21 protein-coding genes are annotated in these 26,360 nt (G+C 44.2%); 8 read left to right on the top strand and 13 right to left on the bottom strand.

Annotated elements, in window-relative coordinates; genetic code table 11:
- Nucleotides 1-43 precede the first annotated feature (43 nt).
- Complete coding sequence (gene cobO, locus AB6E51_RS08420) at nucleotides 44-649, top strand: cob(I)yrinic acid a,c-diamide adenosyltransferase (RefSeq protein ID WP_017062158.1); 606 nt, start codon at nucleotides 44-46, stop codon at nucleotides 647-649.
- Between the two features lie 223 nt (nucleotides 650-872).
- On the opposite strand, the gene AB6E51_RS08415 is transcribed toward cobO, so the two are convergent.
- The 3 genes from AB6E51_RS08415 to apbC all read right to left on the bottom strand — a co-directional run bounded on the left by AB6E51_RS08415 (nucleotide 873) and on the right by apbC (nucleotide 5,112).
- On the bottom strand, nucleotides 873-3,011 hold the full coding sequence (locus AB6E51_RS08415) for an AsmA family protein (RefSeq protein ID WP_017067201.1): 2,139 nt from the start codon (nucleotides 3,009-3,011) through the stop codon (nucleotides 873-875).
- Between the two features lie 106 nt (nucleotides 3,012-3,117).
- Nucleotides 3,118-3,759, bottom strand: a complete 642-nt coding sequence (udk, locus tag AB6E51_RS08410; protein WP_004734002.1) for a uridine kinase — start codon at nucleotides 3,757-3,759, stop codon at nucleotides 3,118-3,120.
- 276 nt (nucleotides 3,760-4,035) lie between these two features.
- Nucleotides 4,036-5,112, bottom strand: coding sequence for an iron-sulfur cluster carrier protein ApbC (gene apbC, locus AB6E51_RS08405; protein ID WP_017063474.1), 1,077 nt, complete (start codon nucleotides 5,110-5,112; stop codon nucleotides 4,036-4,038).
- Nucleotides 5,113-5,269: 157 nt separating this feature from the next.
- On the opposite strand from apbC, the gene metG reads away from it, so the two are divergent.
- Nucleotides 5,270-7,330: a methionine--tRNA ligase gene (gene metG / locus AB6E51_RS08400; RefSeq protein WP_372058192.1), complete on the top strand. Its 2,061-nt coding sequence runs from the start codon at nucleotides 5,270-5,272 to the stop codon at nucleotides 7,328-7,330.
- A 221-nt stretch (nucleotides 7,331-7,551) separates the two neighbouring features.
- A complete protein-coding gene (locus tag AB6E51_RS08395; RefSeq protein ID WP_010437231.1) occupies nucleotides 7,552-8,031 on the top strand; it encodes a DUF1456 family protein in 480 nt (159 codons plus the stop codon).
- A 194-nt stretch (nucleotides 8,032-8,225) separates the two neighbouring features.
- On the opposite strand, the gene fadR is transcribed toward AB6E51_RS08395, so the two are convergent.
- A complete protein-coding gene (fadR, locus tag AB6E51_RS08390) occupies nucleotides 8,226-9,065 on the bottom strand; it encodes a fatty acid metabolism transcriptional regulator FadR (RefSeq protein WP_017062161.1) in 840 nt (279 codons plus the stop codon).
- Nucleotides 9,066-9,705: 640 nt separating this feature from the next.
- On the opposite strand from fadR, the gene nhaB reads away from it, so the two are divergent.
- Together nhaB and dsbB are read left to right on the top strand one after the other, a co-directional pair.
- Nucleotides 9,706-11,298 carry a Na(+)/H(+) antiporter NhaB gene (nhaB, locus tag AB6E51_RS08385; RefSeq protein ID WP_017062162.1) on the top strand — a complete coding sequence of 531 codons (1,593 nt, stop codon included), beginning with the start codon at nucleotides 9,706-9,708 and terminating at the stop codon, nucleotides 11,296-11,298.
- Nucleotides 11,299-11,445: 147 nt separating this feature from the next.
- A complete protein-coding gene (gene dsbB / locus AB6E51_RS08380; RefSeq protein ID WP_029235613.1) occupies nucleotides 11,446-11,961 on the top strand; it encodes a disulfide bond formation protein DsbB in 516 nt (171 codons plus the stop codon).
- Nucleotides 11,962-12,082: 121 nt separating this feature from the next.
- Here dsbB and AB6E51_RS08375 read toward each other — a convergent pair whose 3' ends face one another.
- On the bottom strand, nucleotides 12,083-12,703 hold the full coding sequence (locus AB6E51_RS08375; protein ID WP_102394331.1) for a YecA family protein: 621 nt from the start codon (nucleotides 12,701-12,703) through the stop codon (nucleotides 12,083-12,085).
- A gap of 175 nt (nucleotides 12,704-12,878) precedes the next feature.
- On the opposite strand from AB6E51_RS08375, the gene dusC reads away from it, so the two are divergent.
- Nucleotides 12,879-13,835, top strand: coding sequence for a tRNA dihydrouridine(16) synthase DusC (gene dusC / locus AB6E51_RS08370; protein WP_017069187.1), 957 nt, complete (start codon nucleotides 12,879-12,881; stop codon nucleotides 13,833-13,835).
- A 138-nt stretch (nucleotides 13,836-13,973) separates the two neighbouring features.
- Here the strand turns inward: dusC and AB6E51_RS08365 are convergent, their stop codons facing one another.
- The 3 genes from AB6E51_RS08365 to yfbV all read right to left on the bottom strand — a co-directional run bounded on the left by AB6E51_RS08365 (nucleotide 13,974) and on the right by yfbV (nucleotide 17,412).
- Complete coding sequence (locus AB6E51_RS08365) at nucleotides 13,974-15,440, bottom strand: sensor domain-containing diguanylate cyclase (RefSeq protein WP_229647109.1); 1,467 nt, start codon at nucleotides 15,438-15,440, stop codon at nucleotides 13,974-13,976.
- A 251-nt stretch (nucleotides 15,441-15,691) separates the two neighbouring features.
- Complete coding sequence (locus AB6E51_RS08360; RefSeq protein WP_017062167.1) at nucleotides 15,692-16,657, bottom strand: ABC transporter substrate-binding protein; 966 nt, start codon at nucleotides 16,655-16,657, stop codon at nucleotides 15,692-15,694.
- A gap of 302 nt (nucleotides 16,658-16,959) precedes the next feature.
- Nucleotides 16,960-17,412 (bottom strand): terminus macrodomain insulation protein YfbV, encoded by a 453-nt coding sequence (yfbV, locus tag AB6E51_RS08355; protein ID WP_017062168.1) that lies wholly within the window; start codon nucleotides 17,410-17,412, stop codon nucleotides 16,960-16,962.
- Nucleotides 17,413-17,753: 341 nt separating this feature from the next.
- Between yfbV and AB6E51_RS08350 the strand changes: the two genes are divergently transcribed.
- Both AB6E51_RS08350 and pta read left to right on the top strand, forming a co-directional pair.
- Complete coding sequence (locus tag AB6E51_RS08350) at nucleotides 17,754-18,950, top strand: acetate kinase (RefSeq protein ID WP_017062169.1); 1,197 nt, start codon at nucleotides 17,754-17,756, stop codon at nucleotides 18,948-18,950.
- Between the two features lie 147 nt (nucleotides 18,951-19,097).
- Complete coding sequence (gene pta / locus AB6E51_RS08345; protein ID WP_372058193.1) at nucleotides 19,098-21,272, top strand: phosphate acetyltransferase; 2,175 nt, start codon at nucleotides 19,098-19,100, stop codon at nucleotides 21,270-21,272.
- A gap of 82 nt (nucleotides 21,273-21,354) precedes the next feature.
- Here pta and AB6E51_RS08340 read toward each other — a convergent pair whose 3' ends face one another.
- From AB6E51_RS08340 to oppB, 5 genes are all read right to left on the bottom strand, one after another.
- Complete coding sequence (locus AB6E51_RS08340) at nucleotides 21,355-22,293, bottom strand: glutathione S-transferase family protein (RefSeq protein ID WP_136978363.1); 939 nt, start codon at nucleotides 22,291-22,293, stop codon at nucleotides 21,355-21,357.
- A 205-nt stretch (nucleotides 22,294-22,498) separates the two neighbouring features.
- Nucleotides 22,499-23,485 carry a murein tripeptide/oligopeptide ABC transporter ATP binding protein OppF gene (gene oppF, locus AB6E51_RS08335; protein WP_017062172.1) on the bottom strand — a complete coding sequence of 329 codons (987 nt, stop codon included), beginning with the start codon at nucleotides 23,483-23,485 and terminating at the stop codon, nucleotides 22,499-22,501.
- Nucleotides 23,482-24,453, bottom strand: coding sequence for an ABC transporter ATP-binding protein (locus AB6E51_RS08330; protein ID WP_012603544.1), 972 nt, complete (start codon nucleotides 24,451-24,453; stop codon nucleotides 23,482-23,484). Before AB6E51_RS08330 ends, oppF begins: the two co-directional genes overlap by 4 nt.
- A gap of 42 nt (nucleotides 24,454-24,495) precedes the next feature.
- Entirely contained in the window at nucleotides 24,496-25,398 is a 903-nt protein-coding gene (oppC, locus tag AB6E51_RS08325) for an oligopeptide ABC transporter permease OppC (protein ID WP_017062173.1), read from the bottom strand.
- 15 nt (nucleotides 25,399-25,413) lie between these two features.
- A complete protein-coding gene (gene oppB / locus AB6E51_RS08320; RefSeq protein WP_017062174.1) occupies nucleotides 25,414-26,334 on the bottom strand; it encodes an oligopeptide ABC transporter permease OppB in 921 nt (306 codons plus the stop codon).
- Nucleotides 26,335-26,360: the final 26 nt, after the last annotated feature.

Genomic DNA, 26,360 nt, shown 5'->3' with positions numbered 1-26,360 from the left:
GTTAGGCTATGATAGACGCAATCACAACTTAAAAGGATTTGTTATGTCGACTGAAGACAACAAAGAACAACGCCACAAAGCAAGACAACAGAAAGTAAAAGAACAAGTCGATGCACGTGTCGCTGCAGCACAAGAAGTAAAAGGCCTATTGCTGGTCATCACGGGTAACGGTAAAGGTAAATCAACATCCGGTTTTGGTACGATTACACGTGCAGTTGGTCATGGTAAGAAATGCGCCGTTGCTCAGTTTGTTAAAGGTACCTGGGATAACGGCGAAAAAAACGTTCTGCAAAAGCTTGATGTCGAGTTCCAAGTCATGGGCACAGGCTTTACTTGGGAAACTCAGAACAAAGCGCAAGATATTGAAGCTGCGCAGCGTGTATGGAAAGAGTGCCAACGCATGCTGGCTGATGAGTCGATCGATGTGATTCTGTTTGATGAACTGACTTACATGGTTAGCTACGGTTACATCGAACTCGATGAAGTGGTTGAGGCGTTGAATAACCGCCCGAAGATGCAGTCTGTCATCATTACAGGTCGTGGCGCGCACCGTACTCTTACTGAGATAGCAGATACAGTATCTGAAGTTCGCAATGTGAAACACGCTTTTGAATCTGGTGTTAAAGCGCTACAAGGCGTTGACTGGTAATCACCTTCAACCAGAGATCCCCGACTCGGTCATTCTTCCCTCTCGAGGATGACGACCACTAGGCCGTTACGCTCTTGAACAAAGGACGACGGCCTATCGTCATTCCCTAGAGCGAGGGACGAGTGTCATAGGGAATCTCTCTTGAGTATTATCGAGCCAAAAATAAAAAGCGCCATTCCTACAACAGGAGTGGCGCTTTGTTCATTTTTAAATGAGATGAAGACTAGTTAAACAAACCTTTTAGTAGACCGTTTACTGCGTCTCTTGTTTTCTCATCTTTGATCTTGTCACCGTACTTTTCGTCTAACTTTTCTAAACCACGATCAATTTCTTTCTGTGCTTTCTGTTTCAATACATCATCAAAAACAAGTGCAAATTTCGGGGCTGCCCACTGACCTGTTACCTTAATTGGGATAGTCACATCTTTCAGGTCGTCGATGCTCTTACCGCCCTGACCTTCAAGTGAACCCACAATTGATGTACGCACAAGGAAGTCGACCGTTTCATTGATGAAGTTTGCTTTACCTTGACCTGTCACACGTAACAGTGGCGACTGTGCTGATAAGTCGTTAGTTGAAACCCAACCTTTATCCACTTTCAGCGTCGCTTTCATTGCACTGAAGTCCGTTTTTTGAGCTTCATTTGTGCTTTCAACTTTCTCGCCCTTGATCTTAGCGTAGTTTTCTCGAATCAGTTGAGCTACGTTGATGCCGTTAACTGCACCATCTTCAAAGTTAATCGCGATAGTACCGACTAGGTTTTTCTTGATACCCGTCGGAGTTAGACTCTTACCTTTCACGTTGACATCAATATTACCGGTACCTTCCAGCATATCGTTATCTGCAACATCAACCAGTAACGGTTGTACTTTCACGCCTTTGATTTTCTTCTTAGCCGTGTAAGTCGCTGGTGTTTTACGAGCGTCTAACTTTGCAGTAGCAGAAATAGAACCTTGGTAAAGATTCGAGGTGAATGAGGTTAGCTCTGCGATACCACGGTTAACCGAAAATGCGGTTTTAACATTCTGCATCTTCGCGTTGTTCGCCTTGAACTTATCAATCGTGATGTCACCTTTCACGTCTAACGTTTTCAGAGCCGACAGATCAGGTTCCACTTCTTTAGCTGGATCTGAACTACCAGAACTTGACGTTGAACCACCAGCAGAACCAGAAGGCGCTGTGCTCGCTGTTTCTGTTGTATTGCCTAAGCCTAAGAATTCATCTAAATCAATATTCGGGCTATGAAGAGAGAAACGAACCTTTGGTATTTCAGATAGGATTACGTCTGCTTTACCGTCTAATGCAATAGCGTTAGCTTGTAGCTTCTCTAACACAAAGCTCAGGTGGCTCTTGTTAAGATCGAAGCTTAAGTCAGACAGCATGTCGACTTTCATTGGAGACTGAGGAAGCGTGTCGCCTTTGAATGTTGAGTCTAACGTTAACTTGTTCAGCGTTACTTTTGAAATCGCGCTATCAACAGTAAGTTCACCGCCACCTTTAAGATCAAGGTCAAGGCCAGCTGCATTACCGATTACAGCGTAAGTCAGTTGGTTTACCTTATCGAACTCAAACGTATTCAAGCCAATTTTTGCTGACTCAATCGACGTCGCTGAATCATTGAACTTAGCGTTTAAGTCGATATTACGAAGTGCGTAACTTGCAAAGCCTTCAGCTAATTTGAATTCTGCACTGCCTTGTGCAGAGAAATTCTGTTGATTGTTCTCACCAGAAGCCGCAAATGTCGCGGTTGTCCATGTATCAACGGCAAACTCAGAAAGATTCAAAGACACATCGTATAGCTTAGTGAATGAACCCGCTTGCTTGTCGTCCATTTCAAACAATGCGTTTGATACAGTTACGCCTGCAAGGTTGATCGTCCAACCCGATGCGTCTGTGGTAGTTTGCTCTTGAGGGGCAGGCGCTGATTCAGGACTTGTGCCTGCTGCAGGCTCAGATTCTTGAGGCGCTGACGCTTGCGTTAGTGCATCAATGTTCTTGCGACCATCTTTAAGCGTTTCTAAATAGAATTCTGCACCATCTAGAGTAATGTTGCCGATCTCTAGTTGGTTGCTAAATAGCGGAGTAACCGAAACGTCAACGCCAACGGTATCAACCTTAAATAGGTTAGGTTGCGTAAAACCTTCAGGGTTGCGTAATTCAGTTTGACCAAGTTCAAAGCCAATGGATGGGAAGAATTGCCAGCTGATATCACCCTCGATCACTAGCTCTAGGCCTGTGTGTTTTTGGGCTTGTTCGACAATTAATGGCTTAAATTGGTTGGGATTCACTAACAGCACTAGTGCCAGAATTGCTGCAACGACAACAAACACTGGTACAGCTATGAAAATGAGTAGTTTCTTCATCCGCATATTCCTTGCTTAGATTCCAAAAGAAAGTGGCACTATAAAAGTGCCACTGATTCGGTAAAAAATAAAGCTAAGTGAGTCACTTAGGCAAAATTTTATTCGATTAAGACTTCAACAACTTCGCAATGTGCGCTTTTAGCACATCAATCGCAATACGGTTTTTACCACCACGAGGAACGATGATGTCTGCATGTTGTTTTGAAGGCTCGATAAACTGCATGAACATTGGACGTACTGTTTCTTGGTATTGCTTAAGTACCGTGTCCATTGTACGACCACGCTCTTCTACATCACGCTTAACACGGCGTAATAGACAGATGTCTAATGGTGTATCCATAAACACACTTGCGTGCATTAGTTTACGAAGACGCGGGTCTGTTAGAAGCAGAATACCCTCTAAAATGATCACTTTCTTTGGAGTAAGTGTAGTCGTTTCAGAAGTACGTGTGTGCTCTGTGTAGCTGTATTCAGGAACTTCTACGGCGTTGCCACTCATTAGCTGCTGTAGATGTTCACATAAAAGATCATGATCTAGTGCATTTGGGTGATCGTAGTTAGTTTTAACACGCTCTTCCATACTCAAGTGGCTTTGGTCGCTGTAATAGCAATCTTCCGTGATAACACCAATTTGATGGTCGCCTACTTTTTCGCGCAATTCATTATAAATTGTACTAGCAATCAGACTTTTTCCTGAAGCTGAAGCGCCAGCGATACCTACGATGACACATTGATTATTATCAGACATTAATTTTGCACCCGATATGGTTTGGTGGTGGGAAGAGATAAACCGCCTGATTATAGGGGCTAAAGCACATAGATTCTAGTCGCCATTTTAGCTAATTGCAGTCAAATTGATGATATCAATGCATTTAATGAATGCAATCGTTTGCTTTCAAATAACTTGCCTACAACTATTTGCACAAGCCCAATGGATATTGACTTAAATCCACCGCTGTTTATCTAATCCAAACTATATTTAAACGACTTTGTGATTAACTTGCGCTATTCAACCATAGATTCGTTATTCAACCATAGAGAAGTTAATCGCTTCTGGTCTCGCCTTGCCGGTCCAGAACATCTTCGCAGCCACATTCTCTGCAAGCTCTAAGTAGTGACGTGTATGTTCACTATCTGGACGACGAATCACCGTCGGGCAACCTGCATCGATATCTTCTCGCACATCAATATGAAGAGGGATCTGTGCCAAAATATCGAGGTAAAACTCTTCTGACATAGCTTCGGCACCACCAACACCAAAGATATGCTCTTTCTCACCACAGTGACTACAAATATGATAGCTCATGTTTTCAACTAAGCCTGCGACTGGCACACTCACCTTATCAAACATCGCTACGCCTTTACGTGCATCCGCTAGCGCCAAATCTTGAGGAGTGGTCACCACTACAGCCCCGGTCACTGGGATCTGTTGCGATAACGTCAGCTGAATATCGCCCGTGCCCGGTGGCATATCAATAACTAGATAATCCAACTCTGGCCATACGGTTTCGTTAACAAGCTGACCTAAAGCCTTGGCCGCCATTGGACCGCGCCAAATCGCAGCGTCATCTTTCGACACAAGATAACCGATAGAGTGAGTGAAAATACCGTGCGCTTCGATTGGCATCATCCACTTGTTATTCTGGACTTCTGGTTTCGCATCTAATTGGCCAAGCATCATAGGTACAGAAGGACCATAGATATCCGCATCCAACAAACCCACTTTTGAACCAGACTTAGATAAAGCCAAAGCAAGGTTGACTGAAGTGGTCGATTTACCCACCCCACCCTTTGCAGATGTCACGGCGATGATGTTCTTCACCCCCTTCAATGGTGTCGCAACCGTGGTTTCTAACGCAGACGGCTTCACCTTCACTTCAAACTGAAAAGCGCTAACAAGCTGTTGTTCAATCTGAGAGTGAATCCACTGTTCCAATTCAACCGCAAGCTGATTAGCGGCAAAAGGTAAGGTGATAACAAATGATCCACGCGGATCAACCGATACAATATTTTGGTGTAGCGCCCACTCTGGGATGAGGATTGGTGACTCGAACTCATTCAACCATGAACAGAAATCTTGCTTAGAAGTAAAGTTACGCATTGGGACTCCTTTTTTTATTTATGCTATCACCCACGAGATGAAGACTGAACCCCTAAAAAACTAGGGGAATCCTTAGTCTGATACCTTGGCGTATCACACGTTATAAAGTAGTATTACCTCTCAAATTTATACCTATCAAAAAAGCGAATTATTAAGTATGGCAACTGATCCAAGACAACTTTTGGTAACTTGTGCGCTTCCGTACGCTAACGGCTCTATTCACCTTGGCCATATGCTTGAGCATATCCAAGCTGATATCTGGGTTCGATACCAGCGTCTACGTGGCAACACTGTAAACTTCATCTGTGCTGACGATGCTCACGGCACGCCAATTATGCTTAAAGCTCAACAGATGGGTATCACGCCAGAAGAGATGATCGCTGCTGTTAGTGAAGAGCACCAAAAAGACTTCGCTGGCTTTGATATCAGCTTTGATAACTACCACAGCACACACAGCGAAGAGAACCGTGAACTGGCTTCTCACATCTACTTAGAACTTAAAAAGAACGGCTTCATTTCTAGCCGCACTATTTCTCAGCTTTTCGATCCTGAGAAAGAGATGTTCCTACCAGACCGCTTCGTAAAAGGTACTTGCCCTAAGTGTAAGTCAGAAGACCAGTATGGTGATAACTGTGATAACTGTGGTGAGACATACAGCCCAACTGAGCTAATTAACCCTAAATCAGCGGTTTCTGGCGCAACTCCAGTAATGAAAGACTCTGAGCACTTCTTCTTCGACCTACCTCAGTTCGAAAGCATGCTTAAAGAGTGGACTCGTTCTGGCTCTCTACAGAATGAAACTGCAAACAAAATGCAGGAATGGTTTGAGTCTGGTCTGCAACAGTGGGATATCTCACGTGATGCACCTTACTTCGGCTTTGAAATCCCAGGCGAAAAAGACAAGTTCTTCTACGTATGGCTAGACGCACCTGTTGGCTACATGGCTTCTTTCAAGAACCTATGTGACAAACGTGACGATCTAAACTTCGATGAATACTGGAAGAAAGACAGCACAACTGAGCTTTACCACTTCATCGGTAAAGACATTGTTTACTTCCACAGCCTATTCTGGCCAGCAATGCTAGACGGCGCAGGTTTCCGTAAGCCAAACAACGTATTCGTACACGGCTACGTAACAGTGAACGGTGCGAAGATGTCTAAGTCGAAAGGCACATTCATCAAAGCAAGCACGTACCTAAACCACCTAGACCCTGAGTGTCTACGTTACTACTACGCTGCTAAACTAAACAGCCGCATCGATGACTTAGATCTTAACCTTGAAGACTTCACTCAACGTGTAAACGCTGACGTAGTAAACAAGATTGTTAACCTAGCTTCTCGTAACGCTGGCTTCATTACTAAGCGTTTTGAAGGCAAGCTAGCTGCTGAATTTGCAGAGCCTGAGCTATACAACGAATTCGTTGCTGCAGCTGAGCGTATCGGTGAGCTATACGAAACTCGTGAATTCAGCCGTGCTATCCGTGAAATCACTGCACTAGCGGATAAAGCTAACCAGTACATCGACGAAAAAGCACCTTGGGTTCTTGCTAAAGAAGAAGGCAAAGAAGCTGAGCTTCAACAAGTTTCTTCTGTAGGTATTAACCTATTCCGCGTACTGATGGCTTACCTGAAACCAGTGATGCCAGAGCTTGCAGCTCGCACTGAAACTTTCCTAAACGAAGAGCTAACGTGGGAAGCGATTGCTACTCCGCTAACTGATCACGAGATCACTAAGTTCAAAGCGCTATTCAACCGCATTGACCCTAAGAAAGTGGAAGCAATGGTTGAGTCTTCTAAAGAAGATGCAGCCGCTGAAGCAGCAGCGAAAGAAAAAGCAGAAGCTGAAAAAGAGCAAGCAAGCCAAACTGAGCTAGACAAAGAGCCAATCGCAGACGAGATTGAGTTCGATGCCTTTGCAGCAGTAGACATGCGTATCGCTCGTATCATCTCTTGTGAAGAAGTACCAAAAGCGAACAAACTACTGAAGTTCCAACTAGACATCGGTGGTGAGACTCGCCAAGTATTCTCTGGTATCAAATCAGCATACAAACCTGAAGAGCTAGAAGGCAAGCTAACTGTAATGGTAGCAAACCTAAAACCTCGTAAGATGAAGTTTGGTATGTCTGAAGGCATGATCCTAGCAGCGGGCCCTGGCGGCAGCGACCTATGGATCCTTGAGCCACACGAAGGTGCTCAACCTGGTATGCGTGTAATGTAATTCTGACTCCAGTCAGATAACAAGCACCCATCACTAAATCCCTAATGCATTTTTGACTTGAAAGAGTTAATCAGCATTGGGGATTTTTTATATCTACCGAAAATTAGCGTTCTCTGTTAGAGTCGCCGTCAACTATGCTATGTAGAGTAGAAATTGGTTCGTCGACAAAAATAGGCTAAACCAACACCTCTTTACTCTAAAACCCTTTTTAGGAATCCCCAGTGACTAACAACGAAATCTTGCGTCGTATTCAACACGCACTAAACCTTAAAAATGCACAAATCATCAAAGCTATCGAACAAGCTGATGTGACTGTTGCTCATGACCAAGTGATTAACTGGCTAAAAGATGACAACGACAAGTCATGCTCTAAGATGAAAGATAAAGAGTTAGCGGTATTCCTAAATGGTTTCATCAACCTTAAGCGTGGCAAAAAAGAAGGCGAGCAACCTAAACCTGAAGTTGCACTGACGAACAACATGATCTTCATGAAGCTTCGTATCGCATTGAACATGAAAGCAGAAGATGTTTTGGACGTACTAGAAGTGGTTGGCATTAGCTTGAGCAAGTACGAAATCGGCGCTTACTTCCGCAAGCCAGAAAACAAAAACTACAAAGTGTGTGAAGACCAACTACTTTGCGATTTTCTAAACGGTGTGCAATTTACCAACCGTCCAGACTCAGAAGAGTTTGCGGGTTAAGTTACTACTCCTAGATAAATTTTAAGTTGCTACACATAGATAAATTACTCGTCATAGGTAAGTAACTGACCCACTGATAATTTTCTAGTAACGACAGATAAATAAAAAGCGGCGAGATAATTGAATTATCTCGCCGCTTTTTCGTTTTCTTTACGTCACTGACTAAACAGGAACAACAATAGTAAACCTATGCCTTAGCTGTCGTCTTCAGTGAAGTTCGTCGGCAATGTCGTTTTCATTTCATTCCAAACTTGTGCACTTGCGATACCGTAGTTACGAATCACTAATGGCAAAGTTTCGCGCTCGCCACTTTCACAGATAATGAACAACTCTTTATAAAAGTCCATCGCTAAACGTCGTGCTTCTGGGTTAGAGAAGTAGTAGCTACCGATACGGTCATAAAGTTTACGCACACCGTTAAAGATCAGGCCGTAAATCTGGTTGCCTGAGTGGAATGCCAAACGTTGGAAAAGCATGTAATCATAGAAGTTGAAAGTCTTCGCGATTAAGATCGTCTGACGTTTCGCTTCATCTTTTTCTGAATCTTCTTTTACCGCTTGTTTGATCTTGTCAGCGTATGGCGACGATTCTAGGAACTCATCCCAAGTTGGTGCCGCAAGTAGCGCTTCACAAGATTCAATCACGTTACTGATAGTACGCTCTGAAGCTTCTTTGTTTGCTTTGAATGCATAACGCATAAAGATCGGGCTGATATTAGTACGAGCAGCAAGCAGATCTTCTACCATTTTGCTTGCGTTATCAACGTCCAACGTCATTAGCGTATCAAGGATATGAAGACCTGAGGTTTCCATAAACTGGTTAACTTTAGTTGGTTTGCCATGTTGGATTGTCAACCAACCATCACGAGCAAGACGTTGTAGTACTTCACGAAGCGTAGTACGTGTAACACCAATCAGCTCAGAAAGCTCACGCTCTGCGGGCAAGATAGAACCTGGAGGGAAACGGCCATTCCAAATACTTTCAATGATATACTTCTCTGCAAATCCTGCCGGGCTCTTCGCCTTAATGACCATCTACACTTCAATCCAATTTAATTATTCTGTTCTAATTTACTCATCATACCACTAGTTCACACCTAGCGGAAACACCCTCAAAAATTTTACTCACCCTAAACACCGTTAGAGTTATAACTCTAAAGTTCAGCACACGTTTGCACCTCAAGTTTGTAAAGCAAGCGACTCTAAACCACCATTTAAACAAACCGTTAACACAACAATTTTTCTTTAAAATCAATGGGATTGGTCATATTTTTAAAGCTATTAATTTGCAATATTAAGTTGTAATAATCATATATAAGCCGTCGTTATTCTGTAATTTTCAATCATTTCGCTGAAATATTGATTCTAGTCGGTTTTTATCACATTTTAAGTGGTATGCTTGCGCTACTTTGATCGCGTTTCTCAACAAAAAAGAGGTATTTTTAGGGCTACAGGGCTTTTCCTGTTGACTAAATGTTATCTAAGAGTAAAGTTGCGCTCAAAAATAAGCAGTGCTTGAGTTTCTAAGGGAGTGACTTGGCAAGACCACAGAACATTACATGGAATGTAGTTTTTCTAAGTCACTGTTAGTCATAGTTTTTAACAATTTCTATAGCTCGATTCTCAAAATGTTGTATTGCTTGTCTATTCATAATCAACATAAAAGAGTATTAACATGCCGATGTCTCTCGGAAACGCTTTTATCAAGAACTTCCTTGGTAAAGCTCCTGATTGGTATAAACTTGCCATCATTTCCTTTTTAATCATCAACCCGTTTGTTTTCTTCCTAGTTGACCCATTTGTTGCGGGCTGGCTATTGGTGGTTGAGTTTATTTTCACTCTAGCTATGGCTCTCAAATGCTACCCACTTCAACCGGGTGGTCTATTAGCTATTCAAGCAGTCGCCATTGGCATGACCAAACCAGAAATGGTTTATCACGAGCTGCAAGCAAACCTTCCTGTATTACTCTTGCTCGTATTCATGGTTGCTGGCATTTACTTCATGAAAGAACTGCTTTTGTTCATTTTCACGAAGATCTTGCTTGGCATCCAATCTAAAATTTTACTCTCCGTTGCCTTCTGTGTTGCTGCCGCTTTCTTATCAGCATTCCTAGATGCACTAACAGTAATCGCCGTAGTTATTAGCGTTGCGGTCGGCTTCTACTCTATCTACCACAAGGTTGCATCAGGCAAGGGCACAACGTCTTCGCACGATCATACTCATGATGAAGAGATCTCAGAGCTAACTCGTGATGACCTAGAAAACTACCGTGCTTTCCTACGTTCACTGCTAATGCACGCTGGTGTGGGTACAGCACTGGGTGGTGTAATGACCATGGTAGGTGAACCACAAAACTTGGTAATTGCTAAGCAAGCAGGTTGGGAGTTCGGTGAATTTATCATCCGTATGCTGCCAGTAACACTACCTGTTTTCTTCTGCGGTATTTTAACTTGTGCACTTGTCGAAAAATTCAAAGTGTTTGGTTACGGTGCTCAACTACCAATGAATGTTCGCCAAATCTTAGTTGAGTTTGACAACAAAGAACGTGCAAACCGCACAAAGCAAGACGTAGCAAAACTATGGGTTCAAAGTGCAATCGCAGTTTGGCTTATCGTCGGCCTTGCACTTCACGTTGCTGAAGTAGGTTTGATTGGCCTGTCTGTGATCATCTTAGCTACAGCATTTACGGGTGTTATTGAAGAACACTCTATGGGTAAAGCCTTTGAAGAAGCGCTGCCATTTACTGCACTTCTTGCCGTTTTCTTCGCTGTTGTTGCTGTGATCATCGACCAAGCTCTATTTAAGCCAGTCATCGATGCAGTACTTCACGTTGAAGATAAAGGCGCACAGCTCGCACTCTTCTATATTGCCAACGGTATTTTATCGATGGTTTCAGATAACGTGTTCGTCGGTACGGTTTACATTAACGAAGTGAAAACTGCACTGGTTGAAGGCATCATCACTCGTGATCAGTTCGACCTACTTGCTGTTGCTATCAACACTGGTACTAACCTACCTTCTGTTGCAACGCCAAACGGCCAGGCTGCATTCCTATTCCTATTAACATCAGCACTTGCTCCGTTAATTAGATTGTCTTACGGTCGCATGGTTATCATGGCGTTGCCATACACCATCGTATTGGCACTGGTTGGCCTAGCAGGCATTGTGTTCATCGTAGAGCCAATGACAGCATGGTTCTACGATGCTGGTTGGATCATTCAACGCACTGGTGAAGTCGTCGCTCCAGTTATCTCTGGTGGTCACTAAGCTAAACACTGTGTCGCAAACCACAATAACTATAACTAACTAATCAAAAATATTAGTTGATTAGGAAACTTATCCAAGATAAAAAGCTCTGAGTAATCAGGGCTTTTTTATTTTATAGACAGGATTCAATTCGTGAACTTTTTAGCAATGATCAAAGACTTCTCTAAGGGACGTTTATCTTGGCTTTTACTGCTGGCTTTTATTGTCTTTTTTGAAGCGTGCGCTCTCTTCTTCCAACACGTGATGATGCTTGGTCCTTGCGTGATGTGTATCTATGAGCGCGTTGCTATGCTCGCTATCGGTGTTGCCGCCATGATTGGTGCGATTGCCCCGAATAACCCAATATCACGCTGGTTAGGCCTTGCTAGCTGGGGATTTGGCGCATACAAAGGTTTGATGCTTGCTTTAGAGCACGTCGATTACCAGTTCAATCCGTCCCCTTTCGCAACCTGCGACTTATTCGTAACCTTCCCTAGCTGGGCGCCTTTAAACCAATGGGCTCCGTGGATGTTTGAGGCTTACGGCGATTGCAGCAAGGTTGTGTGGCAGTTCTTCGATCTTTCTATGCCTCAGTGGCTAGTAATTATCTTTGCAGGTAACTTGGTTGCTTTCGGTATTGTGGTTATTTCTCAATTTGTGAAGTCGAAAAAGGACTTGCAGTAAGCCGTTGACACTTGGACAACAAAAAAGTCGACCACGAGGTCGACTTTTTTATTACTTAAGCTTTTGAACATATTAAGAGAGTCTGTTATTCACACAAACTAAGTTGCTCAACAAGCCGTGATTAGCTGCTTTTACCGCAGCATTGTTTAAACTTCTTGCCGCTTTCACAAGGGCAAAGGTCGTTTCGACCAATGTCTTTAAACGGGTTCACGCTCTGGGACTTATTGCCCAACATAGCTTCATCCGCTGCCATTGCCACTTCTGAGATCATCAGATCGACTTGACCCACTAAATCGGCAAGCGATGGTGGGTTAGTAAGCCCTGCAGCGATCATTTGTTGTTGAGTTTGCTCTTCATCAATCGCAAGCATCAAGGTGGTTAAGAGCGCTTGCAACATGCGCAGAGTACCATCCGCGACTGTCACGTTCTGCCACTGCTCTTCCACTGTTGGCCAAACCATCATGAAGCCTTCAGAAAAATCAGCGAACTGTTCGTTAAAGTCACCTTCAGCCAGTACGTCTGTTAATAGGTATTCATTACGCTGAATCAGGTTGTGCTGGCGATTAATCTGTTCTGTCACCGTTTTTACCAGCTCTTTACCCGCTTCAGGCGCAACGATAACCAGCCACTCTTCTGGATCGAGTGGTTTGGTCGCTAAGTTAGAGGCAAGGATTGCACCTTCCATAAACTGCGGAGTAATGTCAGTGATTGATTCTGGTAGGCTTAATAATTGATATGTCATGAAAGCTCTGGATATTGGGCATTTTCGATATTATAACGCCATCCTCCCAAAGATGTCGCTATTAAGAGACGAAACCATCATTAAGACATGCACCACACTCATAGTGACAATTCTGTAAGCACACCGTACAATCACGCCTCGAATTTTTCGGTTCATTCAGTTTTGGTAAAGCAACATGCGCGTAATACTTGGCCCTATGGAGGGCGTTCTAGACCACCTAATGCGTGAAATTCTCACAGAGATTAATGATTACGATCTCTGTGTGACAGAGTTTGTGCGCGTCGTAGATCAACTTCTTCCCCCGCATGTGTTCCACCGTATTTGCCCTGAGCTACATCAAGGCTCTCAGACCATGGCTGGTGTGCCAATCCATCTCCAACTTCTAGGGCAACACCCAAATTGGATGGCCGAGAATGCTTTTCAAGCTGCTAGCTTAGGCGCGAAAGGGATCGATCTTAATTTTGGTTGCCCAGCAAAAGCGGTCAACAAAAGTAATGGTGGCGCTTCATTGCTAAAAGAGCCAGAGCTCATCTATCAAGTGGTGAACGCCTGTCGAGAAGCGGTACCGGCACACATTCCTGTGTCCGCAAAGATTCGATTAGGTTGGGAGCATCCGGAAGAGTGCTTTGAAATCGTCGATGCCATCGAACAAGCCAAAGCTGACGAACTCACCGTGCATGCAAGAACCAAAGTTGGCGGCTATAAAGCCAGCGAAATCAAATGGGACTTCATCAATCAAATAAGAGAAAAAACATCTCTGCCGTTGATTGCTAATGGGGAGATCTGGAACTATCAAGATGGTCAAGATTGCATAGAAGCAACAGGCGTCGATTCATTAATGGTCTGCCGTGGTGCTTTCAATATTCCAAACCTTGGTAACGTCGTTAAGCACAACCACCAGAAAATGCCGTGGGATAAAGTCATTGAACTTTTGCTGCGCTATTCAGAGTTTCAAATTAAAGGGGACAAAGGCATGTACTACCCCAATAGAGTGAAGCAGTGGTTTGTTTATCTAAGTAAAGGCTACCCTGAAGCGAACGAACTGTTTAAAGAAATTCGTACTTTCAAAAAGGCGCCACCGATTGTAGAACGCCTTCAGCGTTATCAAGAAGAACGCCGCCAACCTGTTTAAGATTATGTTTAGGGTTAAATACCCAACGCTACAAACGTGTTTACCGGTGCAAATAAGCTTTGCTTGGTAGACACGTTCGCTCTTCCCTCTTTCATTTTCATTTTCATTTTCATACAAAGCATCGATTCAATAACGTGGTTAAAATTCAAGACGGTCTTTACCCGTCGTCTTAGCCACGTACAGCTTTTCATCGGCGTACTTAAATATCTCATCGAAGTTAAGTTTACTTTGCTCAGTTTCAACAATGCAGACACCGCCAGACACCGTAAATCCATTTGGAATAATGTCGGCTGAAGTGGAACAAATCGCATTCTTCACTCGCTCTAATGTTCTCATCAAAGTTTCACGATCTTCGCCTTTCATATAAACGACAAACTCTTCACCGCCAAACCGTGCTGCAACGTCACTGCTTCGAATACTGTTGCTGATCTGACGCGACATATAACGAATCACATCATCCCCCTTATCGTGGCCGTAGGTGTCGTTAATTGACTTAAAATCATCAATATCGAAGACGGTTAATGCAAACAGTTGATCGTGCTCTACACTGCGCCAGAACGCTTCTAAGCCACGACGATTCAATAACCCTGTCATAGGGTCTTTGGCTGCGAGATCTTTGAAGTAACCACGTTCAATATTGGAATTGACGTAGAAGAAGATGGTTACTGAGAACAGATACACAATGATGGCAACAATAAGGCTGTCTTTCTCGTAGACGAAAAAGTGCTCAACCTCTTTCGCGATGTCTAATTTGTAATACATCGCATGGTGAGACGAGACACCATCCAGTTTGATCTCGTGATAAAACGCCGCAGAATCTACCGGAGTCGCTAAAGTGGTATCAATGATATCGATCCGACCTGCAAGATGCTCATTCGAGTTTGCGAGCAGCTTGTCAGCATTAATATCCACCGACAGCATCCCTTGGTGAACGCCTTTATGGAATACAGGGATCGTCATACTGATTATACGGTCAAGGGAATCAAAACGATAACCAGGGCCTGAAAGGGTGAGTTGGTCAGGGTTGTTGGCTGTTTTCTGCCAATAAGGACGACTCTTTATGGTCGAGAGTAACTCTTTGCTCAGCCCTTTGGCAAAACCTTCAGGTGAAGAGATCACATAGCCGCTCGTATCAATAAAGTGCACGCCGGCATGGTATTCATCAAGCTGGGATAAAAATGAAAGAATAGGAGCTAACGCTATTTTTTCTGACGCGCTCTTATAACTATCACTGCTTTCAGAACAAAGAGACTCTTGACCAATTAGCATATAGTCGATATCGACAGAGGGAATGTCTGAGGTTTTACCGTCGGCAAGTAGCAATACATCAATAGGCCAGATTTGGCAAAGACCATCCACAACATGTTTGTTGTGATCAAGAAAGAGAGGGTTTCCTGATTTATAATAGTTGGAGAAGCTGTAGTCTAGGGCTGTCGCCACTTTTGTGGTTCTTTTGAACACATCTTCAATACGATGAAACTCACTACTGATATCTTTTTCTACCGCGTCAAAATGATTCTTTCCTATTAGGCCAAGTAACATCGCGGCGATCACAGCGGGAAACCCGAAAACAAAGGTTAGGCTAAAGTGCCTATTTACTTTCATATAATGTGCTCTTAGCGTTCAGCTATTTTCATTTTCCCCATTAATATTATTACATTAATCGGCAATTCGCTCGACGTAAAATAATGTAAATTGATATTAACGACACACCTAACGGTCAAATAACCGCTTACAAATGAATAAAATAGAGAAGCGCCAACATATAGAGCAGGTGAGTTTGTTATCTGAGCCCATTTCAATGCTGTTAATAATATGACTTATGGCCTATTAGCTCACCTAACACCAAACTCAATTCACCGGCTAATGACCGCACGCTCAATCACAGATTGAGGCACTGTCACGCCAAGCTCACGAGCAGCATCTAGGTTGACCACCAGCTGAGAGCTCTGCGCAGTTTTGACACTCAACTTCCCGGGCTTCTGTCCTTCCAAAATGGCTGCGACATAATCCGCGGTCTGAACCCCAACATCATAATAATCTAGACCTAAACCAGCAATCGCTCCCTTTCCGACATAAGATGTGGCGCCTGCGACGACTGGCGTATCTGCATGGTTAGCCGCTTTGATAAGACCCTCCATGCCGCTTGCAACCGTATTATCGGTCAAGGCATAGATAACATCGGACTTCTTAGCAATGGATTCTGCTTTTGCTTCGACATCGTCAACAGTCAGCGCTTTTTCGGTGTGAAGTGTATAACCGAAATCTCGAGTTGCCTTTCTCAATAACCCAACTAACGCAACGGCATTTGCTTCTGCTGGGTTGTAAACTACACCGATTGAATTAGCTTCAGGGAGCAGTTCTTTGATTAATGACACATGCTGAGTGATCGGAGATAAGTCAGAAAGCCCCGTGACATTACGCCCCGGCTTTTCTAATTGTTTAACGAGCCTAGCGCCGATAGGATCCGTAACCGCGGTAAACACGATAGGAATCGAGCGAGTCGCCGACACTAAGGCTTGTGAAGTCGGTGTCGCGATACCAACAAGTACATGTGGATTTTCACTGACGAGCTCTCTGGCAATCTTGGCTGCCTGAGCCGGGTTACCATTCGCCATTTCATAGGAGAATTCTAAGTTCTTACCGGGTTCATAACCATTGGCTCTCAATCCTTCAAGAAGCCCTAAACGTGTCGCATTCAGATCTGGATGGTCAACAACTTGTGAAACCGACACTTTGGCAACGTTTGCCATTGCATTGCCAGTCCATAGCAACATCAAGCAACTTAAAACCGCTGCCAATACCTTTCTTACAGAACTCATTATCGCTCCCTGAATCAAGCTCTACCCGTCATTACTCGCTCAAAGAGAACAACATCAAAATCACTATTGACATTATTACCAGTAACCATTGATAACTTGAAGTGATATTTAACAAAAATACAACAAAGCTCGAGTTATGTGAGAAAGGTTATATTGACTTCGGAGGAAGGTAAGAAACCAAGTGAATAAGGACAGGTAAGCTAAACGGAAAGTAAGCGAGGTAACAAAAAGAGGAGCAAATCTGAGAACAAGCTATAGAAGATGAATAGTTGTTCTCAGACAAGAGGGAGAGCTGGGATTCTTTAGAACCAACGCTCCATTGAGGATTTATCTAACTGACGAAAGGCACGATTTAAAATGATTGCCAATTCTTTATAGCGAGGGCGCGGCTTCATAGGCTCTAACGCAAAACCCGTTTCAGTGATCTTTTCATGCAGTTCGCGGTACCACGATACTAGCGCCGGCGGAAGTTGTGTATTTGAGCGATTGCCCAACCACCACATACCTTGTAGCGGCAAGCTGATCGCAAACAAAGCCATAACCACAGCCTGTGGCATCGCTTGGTAATTATTAAAGACCATTTGTGTAAGAACACTGATAGCGGCAATCGCAGGCATCACTTTCACGCCAAAGCGGGTCGCTTTAATAATGCGTTGTTCTGGGAAGATCGCGTTTAACTCTTTTCGGACGGGCCAGAGATCCATGTACTTTTGGCCATCTTTTAAACTACTAGCTAAACCAACTCTATTGCTCATATGAGTCTCCCATTAAAAAAAAGTTGAAATCATCAACTAAAAACACAAAAATTTGACGAAAAATAATATTCTTTCAAATTTTTTTGTTATATTTGCACAATATCGCTATTATTTGCAGACCTCAATCTCATTGTTGCCCTTATTTACAATTTAAGCAACTTTGAGAAGACTTCTGCAAGGAATGCACAAGCCTCTTTTTGATAAAGAGCGCTTTCACTTTATACGGAAATTAACGTTTTTTTGACCAAGGTTAGTACGCAAGCCTATGTGCTTCGACTATTCTTGAGATTAATTTTCATCCTTAACTGATTTCGATCAGAAAAATAAACAGGTAGTCATTAATGTCTAAGCTAGTTTTAGTTTTAAACTGTGGTAGTTCTTCTCTTAAATTCGCTGTTGTTGATGCAGAAACAGGTGCAGAGCACCTAACTGGTCTTGCTGAGTGTCTAGGTCTTCCAGAAGCTCGTATGAAGTGGAAACTTGATGGCAAGCATGAAGCACAACTAGGCGCGGGCGCAGCTCACGTAGAAGCACTATCTTTCATGGTAGAAACTATTCTTGCTTCTAAGCCTGAGCTTAAAGCTAACCTTGGCGCTATCGGTCACCGTATCGTACACGGTGGCGAGCAGTTCACTTCTTCTGCACTTATCACTGATGAAGTTCTTAAGGGTATTCAAGACGCTGCGACTTTCGCACCTCTTCACAACCCTGCTCACCTTATCGGTATCGAAGCGGCTCAACAGAACTTCCCTGGTCTACAAAACGTTGCTGTTTTTGACACTGCGTTCCACCAAACAATGCCTTCTGAGTCTTACCTATACGCTCTACCGTACAACCTGTACAAAGAGCACGGCATCCGTCGTTACGGCATGCACGGTACTTCTCACCTATTCATCACTCGTGAAGTTGCAGGCCTACTAAACAAGCCAGTTGAAGAAGTTAACATCATCAACTGTCACCTAGGTAACGGCGCTTCTGTATGTGCAATCAAGAACGGTAAATCTGTAGACACTTCTATGGGTCTTACTCCTCTTGAAGGTCTTGTAATGGGTACTCGTTGTGGTGACCTAGACCCTGCAATCATCTTCCACCTACACGACGCACTTGGTTACTCTGTTGAAGAAATCAACAACATGCTAACTAAAGAGTCTGGTCTTGCTGGTCTAACTGAAGTGACTTCTGACTGTCGTTTCGTTGAAGACAACTACGGTGAGAAAGAAGAAGCAACTCGTGCAATGGACGTGTTCTGTCACCGTCTAGCTAAGTACGTAGCTGGTTACACTGCAACTCTAGAAGGTCGTCTAGACGCAATCACTTTCACTGGCGGCATCGGCGAGAACTCAGGCCCAATCCGTGAAATGGTTCTTAACCGCCTAGGCATCTTCGGTATCGAAGTTGACGGTGAAGCTAACCTTAAAGCTCGTTTCGGCGGCGAAGGTACTATCACTACAGCTAACAGCCGTATCCCTGCAATGGTTATCTCTACTAACGAAGAGCTAGTAATTGCTGAAGACACTGCGAAACTAGCAGGTCTTTAATTGATTTTCCTGACTAGCTTCATTCGAAGCTAGTCAGTTTTTCATATCAAGAAAATGGGGCTCAACTTCTATTCCTACCCCAATTTAAATATCGGTGGGAATAGCAGTTGAGCTTTTTTTATTTCCAATAGTCAAAGGTGTTCGTCAATGTCACGTACTATTATGCTTATCCCTACAAGCGCTGGTGTTGGTCTTACTAGTGTTAGCATGGGTGTTCTTCGCGCTATGGAGCGTAAGGGCGTAAGTGTTTCTTTCTACAAGCCAATCGCTCAGCCTCGCAGCGGTGGTAACCAACCAGATCTAACGTCTACTATCATCAGCGCAAACAGCGACATTAAGATTGGTGAGCCAATCGCAATGACTAAAGCTGAAGCTTTGATCGGTAGCGAAAAAATGGACGAGCTTCTTGAGTCTGTTGTTGAGCAATACAACAAGATCAACAAAGACGCAGAAGTTACGCTAATCGAAGGTCTAGTACCTACTCGTAAGCACCCATTTGCTAACCAAGTGAACGCGGAAATCGCAAAAACACTTGGCGCGGAGATCGTATTCGTTGCGACTCCTGGTACTGACAACCCTACGCAGCTTAAAGAGCGTATAGAAGTAGCATGTTCTAACTTCGGCGGTACTAAGAACAAAAACATCAAAGGCGTAATCATCAACAAGCTTAACGCTCCTGTTGATGAGGCTGGCCGTACTCGCCCTGACCTATCTGAAATCTTTGATGATGCAGACAGCGCTCAGCAAGCGAACCTTGAAGTAATGCAAATCTTCAACTCTAGCCCTATCCGTGTTCTTGGCTGCGTGCCATGGAGCATCGATCTAATCGCAACTCGTGCGGTTGATATGGCTAAGCACCTTAACGCTGAAATCGTTAACGAAGGTGAAATCTCAACTCGTCGTATTAAGAGCATCACTTTCTGTGCACGTTCTCTACCGCACATGATTGAGCACTTCAAACCAGGCTCACTGCTAGTAACTTCTGCAGACCGTCCTGACGTTATCGTTGCTGCGGCTCTTGCTGCGAAAAACGGTGTTGAGATTGGCGCAATCCTGCTTACTGGCGGTTACGACATTCCAGAAAGCATTGCTAACCTTTGTGCACCAGCATTCGCTTCAGGTCTGCCGATCTTCAAGGCTCAAGGTAACACTTGGCAGACATCTCTAAACCTACAGAGCTTCAACCTAGAAGTTCCTGCAGACGATAAAGAGCGTATCGAGTTCGTTAACGATCACGTTGCAAGCCACATTGATGGCCCTTGGATTGATTCTCTATCTGAAGGTACTCAAGGCATCCGTCGTCTAAGCCCACCAGCATTCCGTTACCAGCTAACTGAATTTGCTCGTAAAGCGGCTAAGCGCATCGTTCTTCCTGAAGGTGATGAGCCACGTACAGTTAAAGCTGCGGCTATCTGTGCTGAGCGCGGTATCGCAACGTGTGTACTTCTAGGTAACCCTGAAGAAATCCGTCGCGTTGCAGCGCAGCAAGGTGTTGAGCTTGGCGCTGGCGTTGAGATCATCGATTCTGCATCAGTTCGCGAAAACTACGTAGCTCGTCTAGTAGAACTTCGTGGCGCTAAAGGTATGACTGAAGTTGTTGCTCGTGAGAAGCTAGAAGATTCAGTATTCCTAGGTACTATGATGCTTGAAGCTGGCGAAGTTGACGGCCTAGTTTCTGGTGCTGTTCACACAACGGCGAACACTATCGTTCCTCCGTTCCAGATCATCAAGACTGCTCCTGATGCTTCTATCGTATCTTCGATCTTCTTCATGCTTCTGCCTGATCAAGTTCTTGTATACGGTGACTGTGCGATCAACCCAGATCCAACAGCTGAACAGCTTGCTGAAATCGCTATCCAATCTGCAGATTCTGCTGCGGCATTCGGTATCGACCCACGCGTTGCTATGATCTCTTACTCTACTGGTGAATCTGGTAAGGGTGCAGACGTAGATAAAGTACGTGAAGCAACGAAACTTGCTCAAGAGAAGCGTCCTGATCTAGTGATCGACGGTCCTCTACAGTACGATGCAGCAATCATGGAAAACGTAGCCGCTTCTAAAGCGCCTAACTCTCCAGTTGCAGGTAAAGCGACAGTATTCGTATTCCCAGACTTAAACACGGGTAACACGACTTACAAAGCTGTACAGCGTTCAGCAGATCTAGTATCTATCGGTCCAATGCTTCAAGGTATGCGCAAGCCAGTAAATGACTTGTCTCGTGGCGCTCTAGTAGACGATATCGTTTACACAGTAGCTCTAACGGCTATCCAAGCAGACCAAGCTGCACAAGCTGCACAAGCTGAAGAAAAAGTAATTAACTAATTTTTCTTTTGTAAAAAGCAAAAACCCTAGATGTTTATCTAGGGTTTTTTTATGTCTGGAGTAAAGGAACTACTTGGTAAGCCTAGCCTCGACCATGTGGTGATTCTAAGTCTAGCTCTGGTCCTTTGGGTACAACTTGAGTCGGATTGATACCAGTGTGGCTGTAGTAGTAGTGACGCTTGATATGATAGAAATCGGTCGTCTCTTTAATACCCTCTATTTGATAGAGCTCTTTTAGATAACCTTGGATATGTTTGTAATCCGCAATTCGTTGCTTGTTACACTTGAAGTGACCCACATACACAGCATCGAATCGAACCAAGGTCGTGAACAACCGCCAATCCGCTTCAGTAATCTGCTCTCCCGCTAAATAACGTTTCTCACTAAGATGCGCATCCACTTTATCTAACGCTTCAAATAACGCTTCATACGCCTCTTCGTAGGCTTCTTGTGTTGTCGCAAAGCCGGTTCGGTATACGCCGTTGTTGATGTTTGGGTAGATATAATCATTCCACTCATCAATCTTCTTGGACAACTCCCACGGGTAGTAATCATCGGTGTTACCCGTTAGCTCGTTAAACTCTGAGTTAAACATGCGAATGATTTCAGACGACTCGTTACTCACAATGGTGTTGGTTTTCTTATCCCACAGCACAGGTACCGTTACTCTACCCGAGTAGTCAGGCTTGGCTTGAGTGTAGATTTGGTGCATGCGGGTATGGCCAAATAGAGGTTCAGGTAACCCCATTTGCCAACCTTCACTCATCATGTCTGGGCAAACAACCGTCACGTCAATGTGATCGGTTAGGTCTTTCAGCTCGCGGAAGATAAGGGTTCGGTGCGCCCAAGGGCAAGCTAACGATACGTATAAGTGATAACGGCCGCTTTCCGGCTCAAACTGCGCGCCCGGTTTGTTCTCTACCCAATGACGAAAGCCCGCATCTTCACGAACAAACTTACCACCGCTTTCTTTCGTGTCGTACCACACATCATGCCAAACACCTTCAACTAATTTGCCCATATCCAAACCTCTGTGATGCTAACTTTTCTCTAGTATAAAAAAAGCCAACTTTTTCAAAACTAGAAAAAGTTGGCTTAGTTGTTCGAATTATTTGATGAAGCTGTTGAGCAAAATATAGGAACTAGGTCTGCAGTACAAAAAAAGCGCGACTCTAAAAACTAGTCGCGCTTAAGCCTGTCACAGGCTGAACCGTTTTAGATTGGCTCTAGACTTGCACGTGCAAGCAAGATACTGCGTGTACGTCATCGCCTTGGATAGTTGGCTTAGTTTGCGCACACGCCTCTGTTGCTTGTGGGCAACGTGTACGGAACACACAACCTGATGGAGGATTGATTGGCGATGGTAAATCACCTTCCAACATCTGGATAGTTTTACTACGCTCTAGACGAGGGTCTGGAATCGGAACGGCAGACATCAACGCCTTGGTGTACGGGTGCTTTGGATCAGAGAATAAGGCATCTGATTCACCAAGCTCTACCGCGTTACCTAGGTACATCACCAAGACACGGTCAGAAATGTGTTTAACCACTGACAAATCGTGCGCGATGAATACCAGCGAAAGACCTAGCTCTTTTTGCAGTTCTTTCAAAAGGTTAACAACTTGAGCTTGGATAGATACGTCAAGTGCAGAAACAGGTTCATCACAGATGATCATCTTAGGTTTCAAGATAAGCGCACGTGCAATACCAATACGCTGACACTGACCACCAGAGAATTCATGAGGGTAACGGTTGATTACGTTGGGTAGTAGACCAACCTTTGCCATCATCTCTTTAACTCTGTCCTTCACTTCTTGTTTAGAAAGTTCAGGGAAGAAAGTCTCTAGAGGCTCAGCAATAATATCGCCTACTGACATACGTGGGTTAAGCGATGCTAGCGGGTCTTGGAAGATCATCTGAATCTCTTTACGAGTCTCACGACGCTTCACTTCCTGCATCTTAGTTAGGTCTTGACCTAACCACATCACTTGACCTTCAGTCGCTTCAACCAAGCCGATAATCGCACGGGCAAAAGTTGATTTACCACAACCAGACTCACCCACTACGCCTAGTGTTTCGCCTTCGTAAAGGTGAACATCAACCCCATCAACCGCTTTAAGGTTTGATGGTTTTGCCCAAGGCCAAGCAGACTTAGCTGCAATGCTAAAGTGAACTTTCAGGTCTTTAATATCTAATAGTAATTCTTTACTCATTTTGTCCAAGTCTCCCAGTCTGAAAAACAAGCACGCTGACGGTCTTTAGCAAATGGCTGCAAAATCGGTGCTTCTTGCTTACAACGGTCCATTACACGGTGACAACGGTCTTGGTAAGGACAACCTGTTGGTAGGCGAAGTAAGTTAGGTGGGTTACCTGGAATCGTCGGTAGAATTTCACCTTCGGTATCCAAACGAGGAATCGCTTTAAGCAAGCCTTCCGCGTATGGGTGGCTTGGCTCGTAGAAGATTTCATCAACCGTGCCGTACTCCATTGTACGACCCGCGTACATCACAAGTACTTTGTCACAAGAACCAGCAACAACACCCAAGTCATGGGTGATCATGATGATTGCCGTATTGAACTCATCTTTAAGTTCGTTCAGCAATTCCATGATTTGCGCTTGAATGGTTACATCCAGTGCCGTTGTTGGTTCATCAGCGATAAGCAATTTAGGACGACACAGCAGTGCCATTGCGATCATCACACGCTGACGCATACCGCCCGAAAATTCGTGCGGATACATGGTAATACGTTTACGAGCTTCAGGAATTTTCACCGCTTCAAGCATGCGTACTGATTCTTCAAACGCTTCTGCTTTACCCATGCCTTTATGCAGCATAAGTACTTCCATCAGCTGATCACTTACTTTCATGTAAGGGTTCAGTGAGGTCATTGGATCTTGGAAGATCATCGCGATTTGTTCAGCACGAACCTTGTTCAGTGCTTTTTCAGGCAGGTTGAGAATTTCATTGCCTTCAAACTTTGCACTGCCTGAGATGATGCCGTTCTTAGCCAGCAGCCCCATCAGTGCAAATACCGTTTGTGATTTACCTGAACCCGACTCACCAACAATACCCAGCGTTTCGCCTTGGTTAAGTGAGAAGTTCAAGTCGTTTACTGCGGTTACGATACCATCTTGTGTGGTAAATTCGACGCGCAGATCTTTGACATCTAATAAGCTCATTATTGCTTCCTTAATCTTTTATAGCTTTTAATTGCTATTTCGTTATCTGTCTTTTGGATCAAGCGCGTCGCGCAGACCATCACCTACGTAGTTAAAGCAGAACAGCGTAACTACCATGAATGCCGCAGGGAATGTCAATTGCCAGATTGCAACTTCCATTGTTTGCGAACCTTCTTGAAGCAATGCGCCCCAGCTTGTCATAGGCTCTTGAACACCAAGACCAAGGAAAGATAAGAATGATTCTGTAAGGATCATGCTTGGAATAAGCAACGTAGAGTAAACCGCTACGATACCCAGTACGTTTGGTACGATGTGACGTGTAATGATCTTCCATTTGCTTACACCACATACGTGTGCAGCTTCAATGAACTCTTTACTACGTAGGCTCAACGTTTGACCACGTACAATACGCGCCATATCTAGCCAAGCAATCGCACCAATAGCAACGAAGATTAGGACGATGTTACGACCAAAGAACGTTACCAGTACGATTACTAGGAACATGAATGGCACTGCGTACAAGATCTCTAGGATACGCATCATCACTCGGTCAGTACGACCGCCGATGAAGCCTGAAGCTGCACCGTAAAGCGTACCAATCAGTACCGCTACGAAGGCACCCATCACACCAACCATCAATGAGATGCGGCCACCGACAAGAGTACGAACGTACAAATCACGACCTAAGCTATCGGTACCAAACCAGTGATCCGCATTCGGACCAACGTGCATTGCGTACCAGTCAGTATCATCATAAGTGTACTGAGCCAGCATTGGTAAGAAGATAACTGCCAGTACCATAAGCGTAAGAATGAACAGACTCACCATCGCAGCTTTGTTTCGCATGAAACGAATGCGCGCGTCCTGCCACAAACTACGACCTTCAATCTCTAAGCTCTCAGAGAACTTTTCGATCGCTTCTAAATTTTCTTTTTTCTTCAACATAACCATGCGTCCCTGTTAGTAGCGAATTTTCGGGTCAATAAGCGCTAGCAAAATATCAACGATTGCGTTGAACAAGATGAATAGGAAACCAATCAAGATGGTTACACCCATTACTAGCGAGTAGTCACGGTTAAACGCGGCGTTAACAAACAGCTTACCGATACCTGGTAGGCCGAAGATGGTTTCAACAACAACTGAACCTGTGATGATACCTACGAACGCAGGTCCCATGTAAGAAACAACAGGTAGCATTGCTGGCTTAAGTGCATGTTTTAGAATGATATAACGGTAGCTTAGACCTTTTGCACGTGCAGTTCGGATAAAGTTACTGTTTAGCGTTTCAATCATGCTACCACGAGTAATACGAGCAAAGGTTGCTACGTAAAGAAGAGACATCGCGATAACAGGCAGCACGATGTACATGAATGTACCGCCATGCCAACCACCTGCTGGGAATATGTTCCAGTGCAGGGAGAAAAGGTAAATAAGCGCCGGTGCCAACACGAAAGATGGCATTACCACCCCGAGCATGGCGGTCGACATTATGGTGTAGTCGACCCAGGTGTTGTGCTTCAAGGCGGCAATGGTTCCGACCGTTACCCCCATCAATAATGTGAAGATAAAAGCAACGAAACCTACCTTCGCAGATACTGGAAGTGCAACCGCGATCAGCTCATTTACTGTGTAATCTTGGTATTTAAAAGAGGGACCGAAGTCACCTTGTAAGATATTTGTCAAATACGTGGTGTATTGTTCAAACACTGGTTTATCTAAGCCGTATTTAGCTTCGATGTTAGCCATAACTTCTGGCGGTAATGGACGCTCGCTTGAAAACGGGTTACCCGGTGCGAAACGCATGAGAAAGAAAGATATAGTGATCAACACCAACATGGTTGGAATCGCTTCAAATATCCTTTTCATAATGAATTTAAGCATAAACTCACTCTTTCAGTCTGTGACAA

Origin of the sequence: Vibrio sp. 10N.247.311.47 (assembly GCF_041467535.1) — a bacterium.
GTDB classification, from domain to species: Bacteria; Pseudomonadota; Gammaproteobacteria; order Enterobacterales; family Vibrionaceae; genus Vibrio; species Vibrio crassostreae_C.
This window is presented reverse-complemented; position numbering and strand designations above follow the sequence as displayed.

Coding starts and splice junctions, on each gene's coding strand:
- cobO (WP_017062158.1), top strand. CDS start 44: ATGTCGACTGAAGACAACAAAGAACAACGCCACAAAGCAAGACAACAG.
- AB6E51_RS08415 (WP_017067201.1), bottom strand. CDS start 3,011: ATGAAGAAACTACTCATTTTCATAGCTGTACCAGTGTTTGTTGTCGTT.
- udk (WP_004734002.1), bottom strand. CDS start 3,759: ATGTCTGATAATAATCAATGTGTCATCGTAGGTATCGCTGGCGCTTCA.
- apbC (WP_017063474.1), bottom strand. CDS start 5,112: ATGCGTAACTTTACTTCTAAGCAAGATTTCTGTTCATGGTTGAATGAG.
- metG (WP_372058192.1), top strand. CDS start 5,270: ATGGCAACTGATCCAAGACAACTTTTGGTAACTTGTGCGCTTCCGTAC.
- fadR (WP_017062161.1), bottom strand. CDS start 9,065: ATGGTCATTAAGGCGAAGAGCCCGGCAGGATTTGCAGAGAAGTATATC.
- nhaB (WP_017062162.1), top strand. CDS start 9,706: ATGCCGATGTCTCTCGGAAACGCTTTTATCAAGAACTTCCTTGGTAAA.
- dsbB (WP_029235613.1), top strand. CDS start 11,446: ATGATCAAAGACTTCTCTAAGGGACGTTTATCTTGGCTTTTACTGCTG.
- AB6E51_RS08375 (WP_102394331.1), bottom strand. CDS start 12,703: ATGACATATCAATTATTAAGCCTACCAGAATCAATCACTGACATTACT.
- dusC (WP_017069187.1), top strand. CDS start 12,879: ATGCGCGTAATACTTGGCCCTATGGAGGGCGTTCTAGACCACCTAATG.
- AB6E51_RS08365 (WP_229647109.1), bottom strand. CDS start 15,440: ATGAAAGTAAATAGGCACTTTAGCCTAACCTTTGTTTTCGGGTTTCCC.
- AB6E51_RS08360 (WP_017062167.1), bottom strand. CDS start 16,657: ATGAGTTCTGTAAGAAAGGTATTGGCAGCGGTTTTAAGTTGCTTGATG.
- yfbV (WP_017062168.1), bottom strand. CDS start 17,412: ATGAGCAATAGAGTTGGTTTAGCTAGTAGTTTAAAAGATGGCCAAAAG.
- AB6E51_RS08350 (WP_017062169.1), top strand. CDS start 17,754: ATGTCTAAGCTAGTTTTAGTTTTAAACTGTGGTAGTTCTTCTCTTAAA.
- pta (WP_372058193.1), top strand. CDS start 19,098: ATGTCACGTACTATTATGCTTATCCCTACAAGCGCTGGTGTTGGTCTT.
- AB6E51_RS08340 (WP_136978363.1), bottom strand. CDS start 22,293: ATGGGCAAATTAGTTGAAGGTGTTTGGCATGATGTGTGGTACGACACG.
- oppF (WP_017062172.1), bottom strand. CDS start 23,485: ATGAGTAAAGAATTACTATTAGATATTAAAGACCTGAAAGTTCACTTT.
- AB6E51_RS08330 (WP_012603544.1), bottom strand. CDS start 24,453: ATGAGCTTATTAGATGTCAAAGATCTGCGCGTCGAATTTACCACACAA.
- oppC (WP_017062173.1), bottom strand. CDS start 25,398: ATGTTGAAGAAAAAAGAAAATTTAGAAGCGATCGAAAAGTTCTCTGAG.
- oppB (WP_017062174.1), bottom strand. CDS start 26,334: ATGCTTAAATTCATTATGAAAAGGATATTTGAAGCGATTCCAACCATG.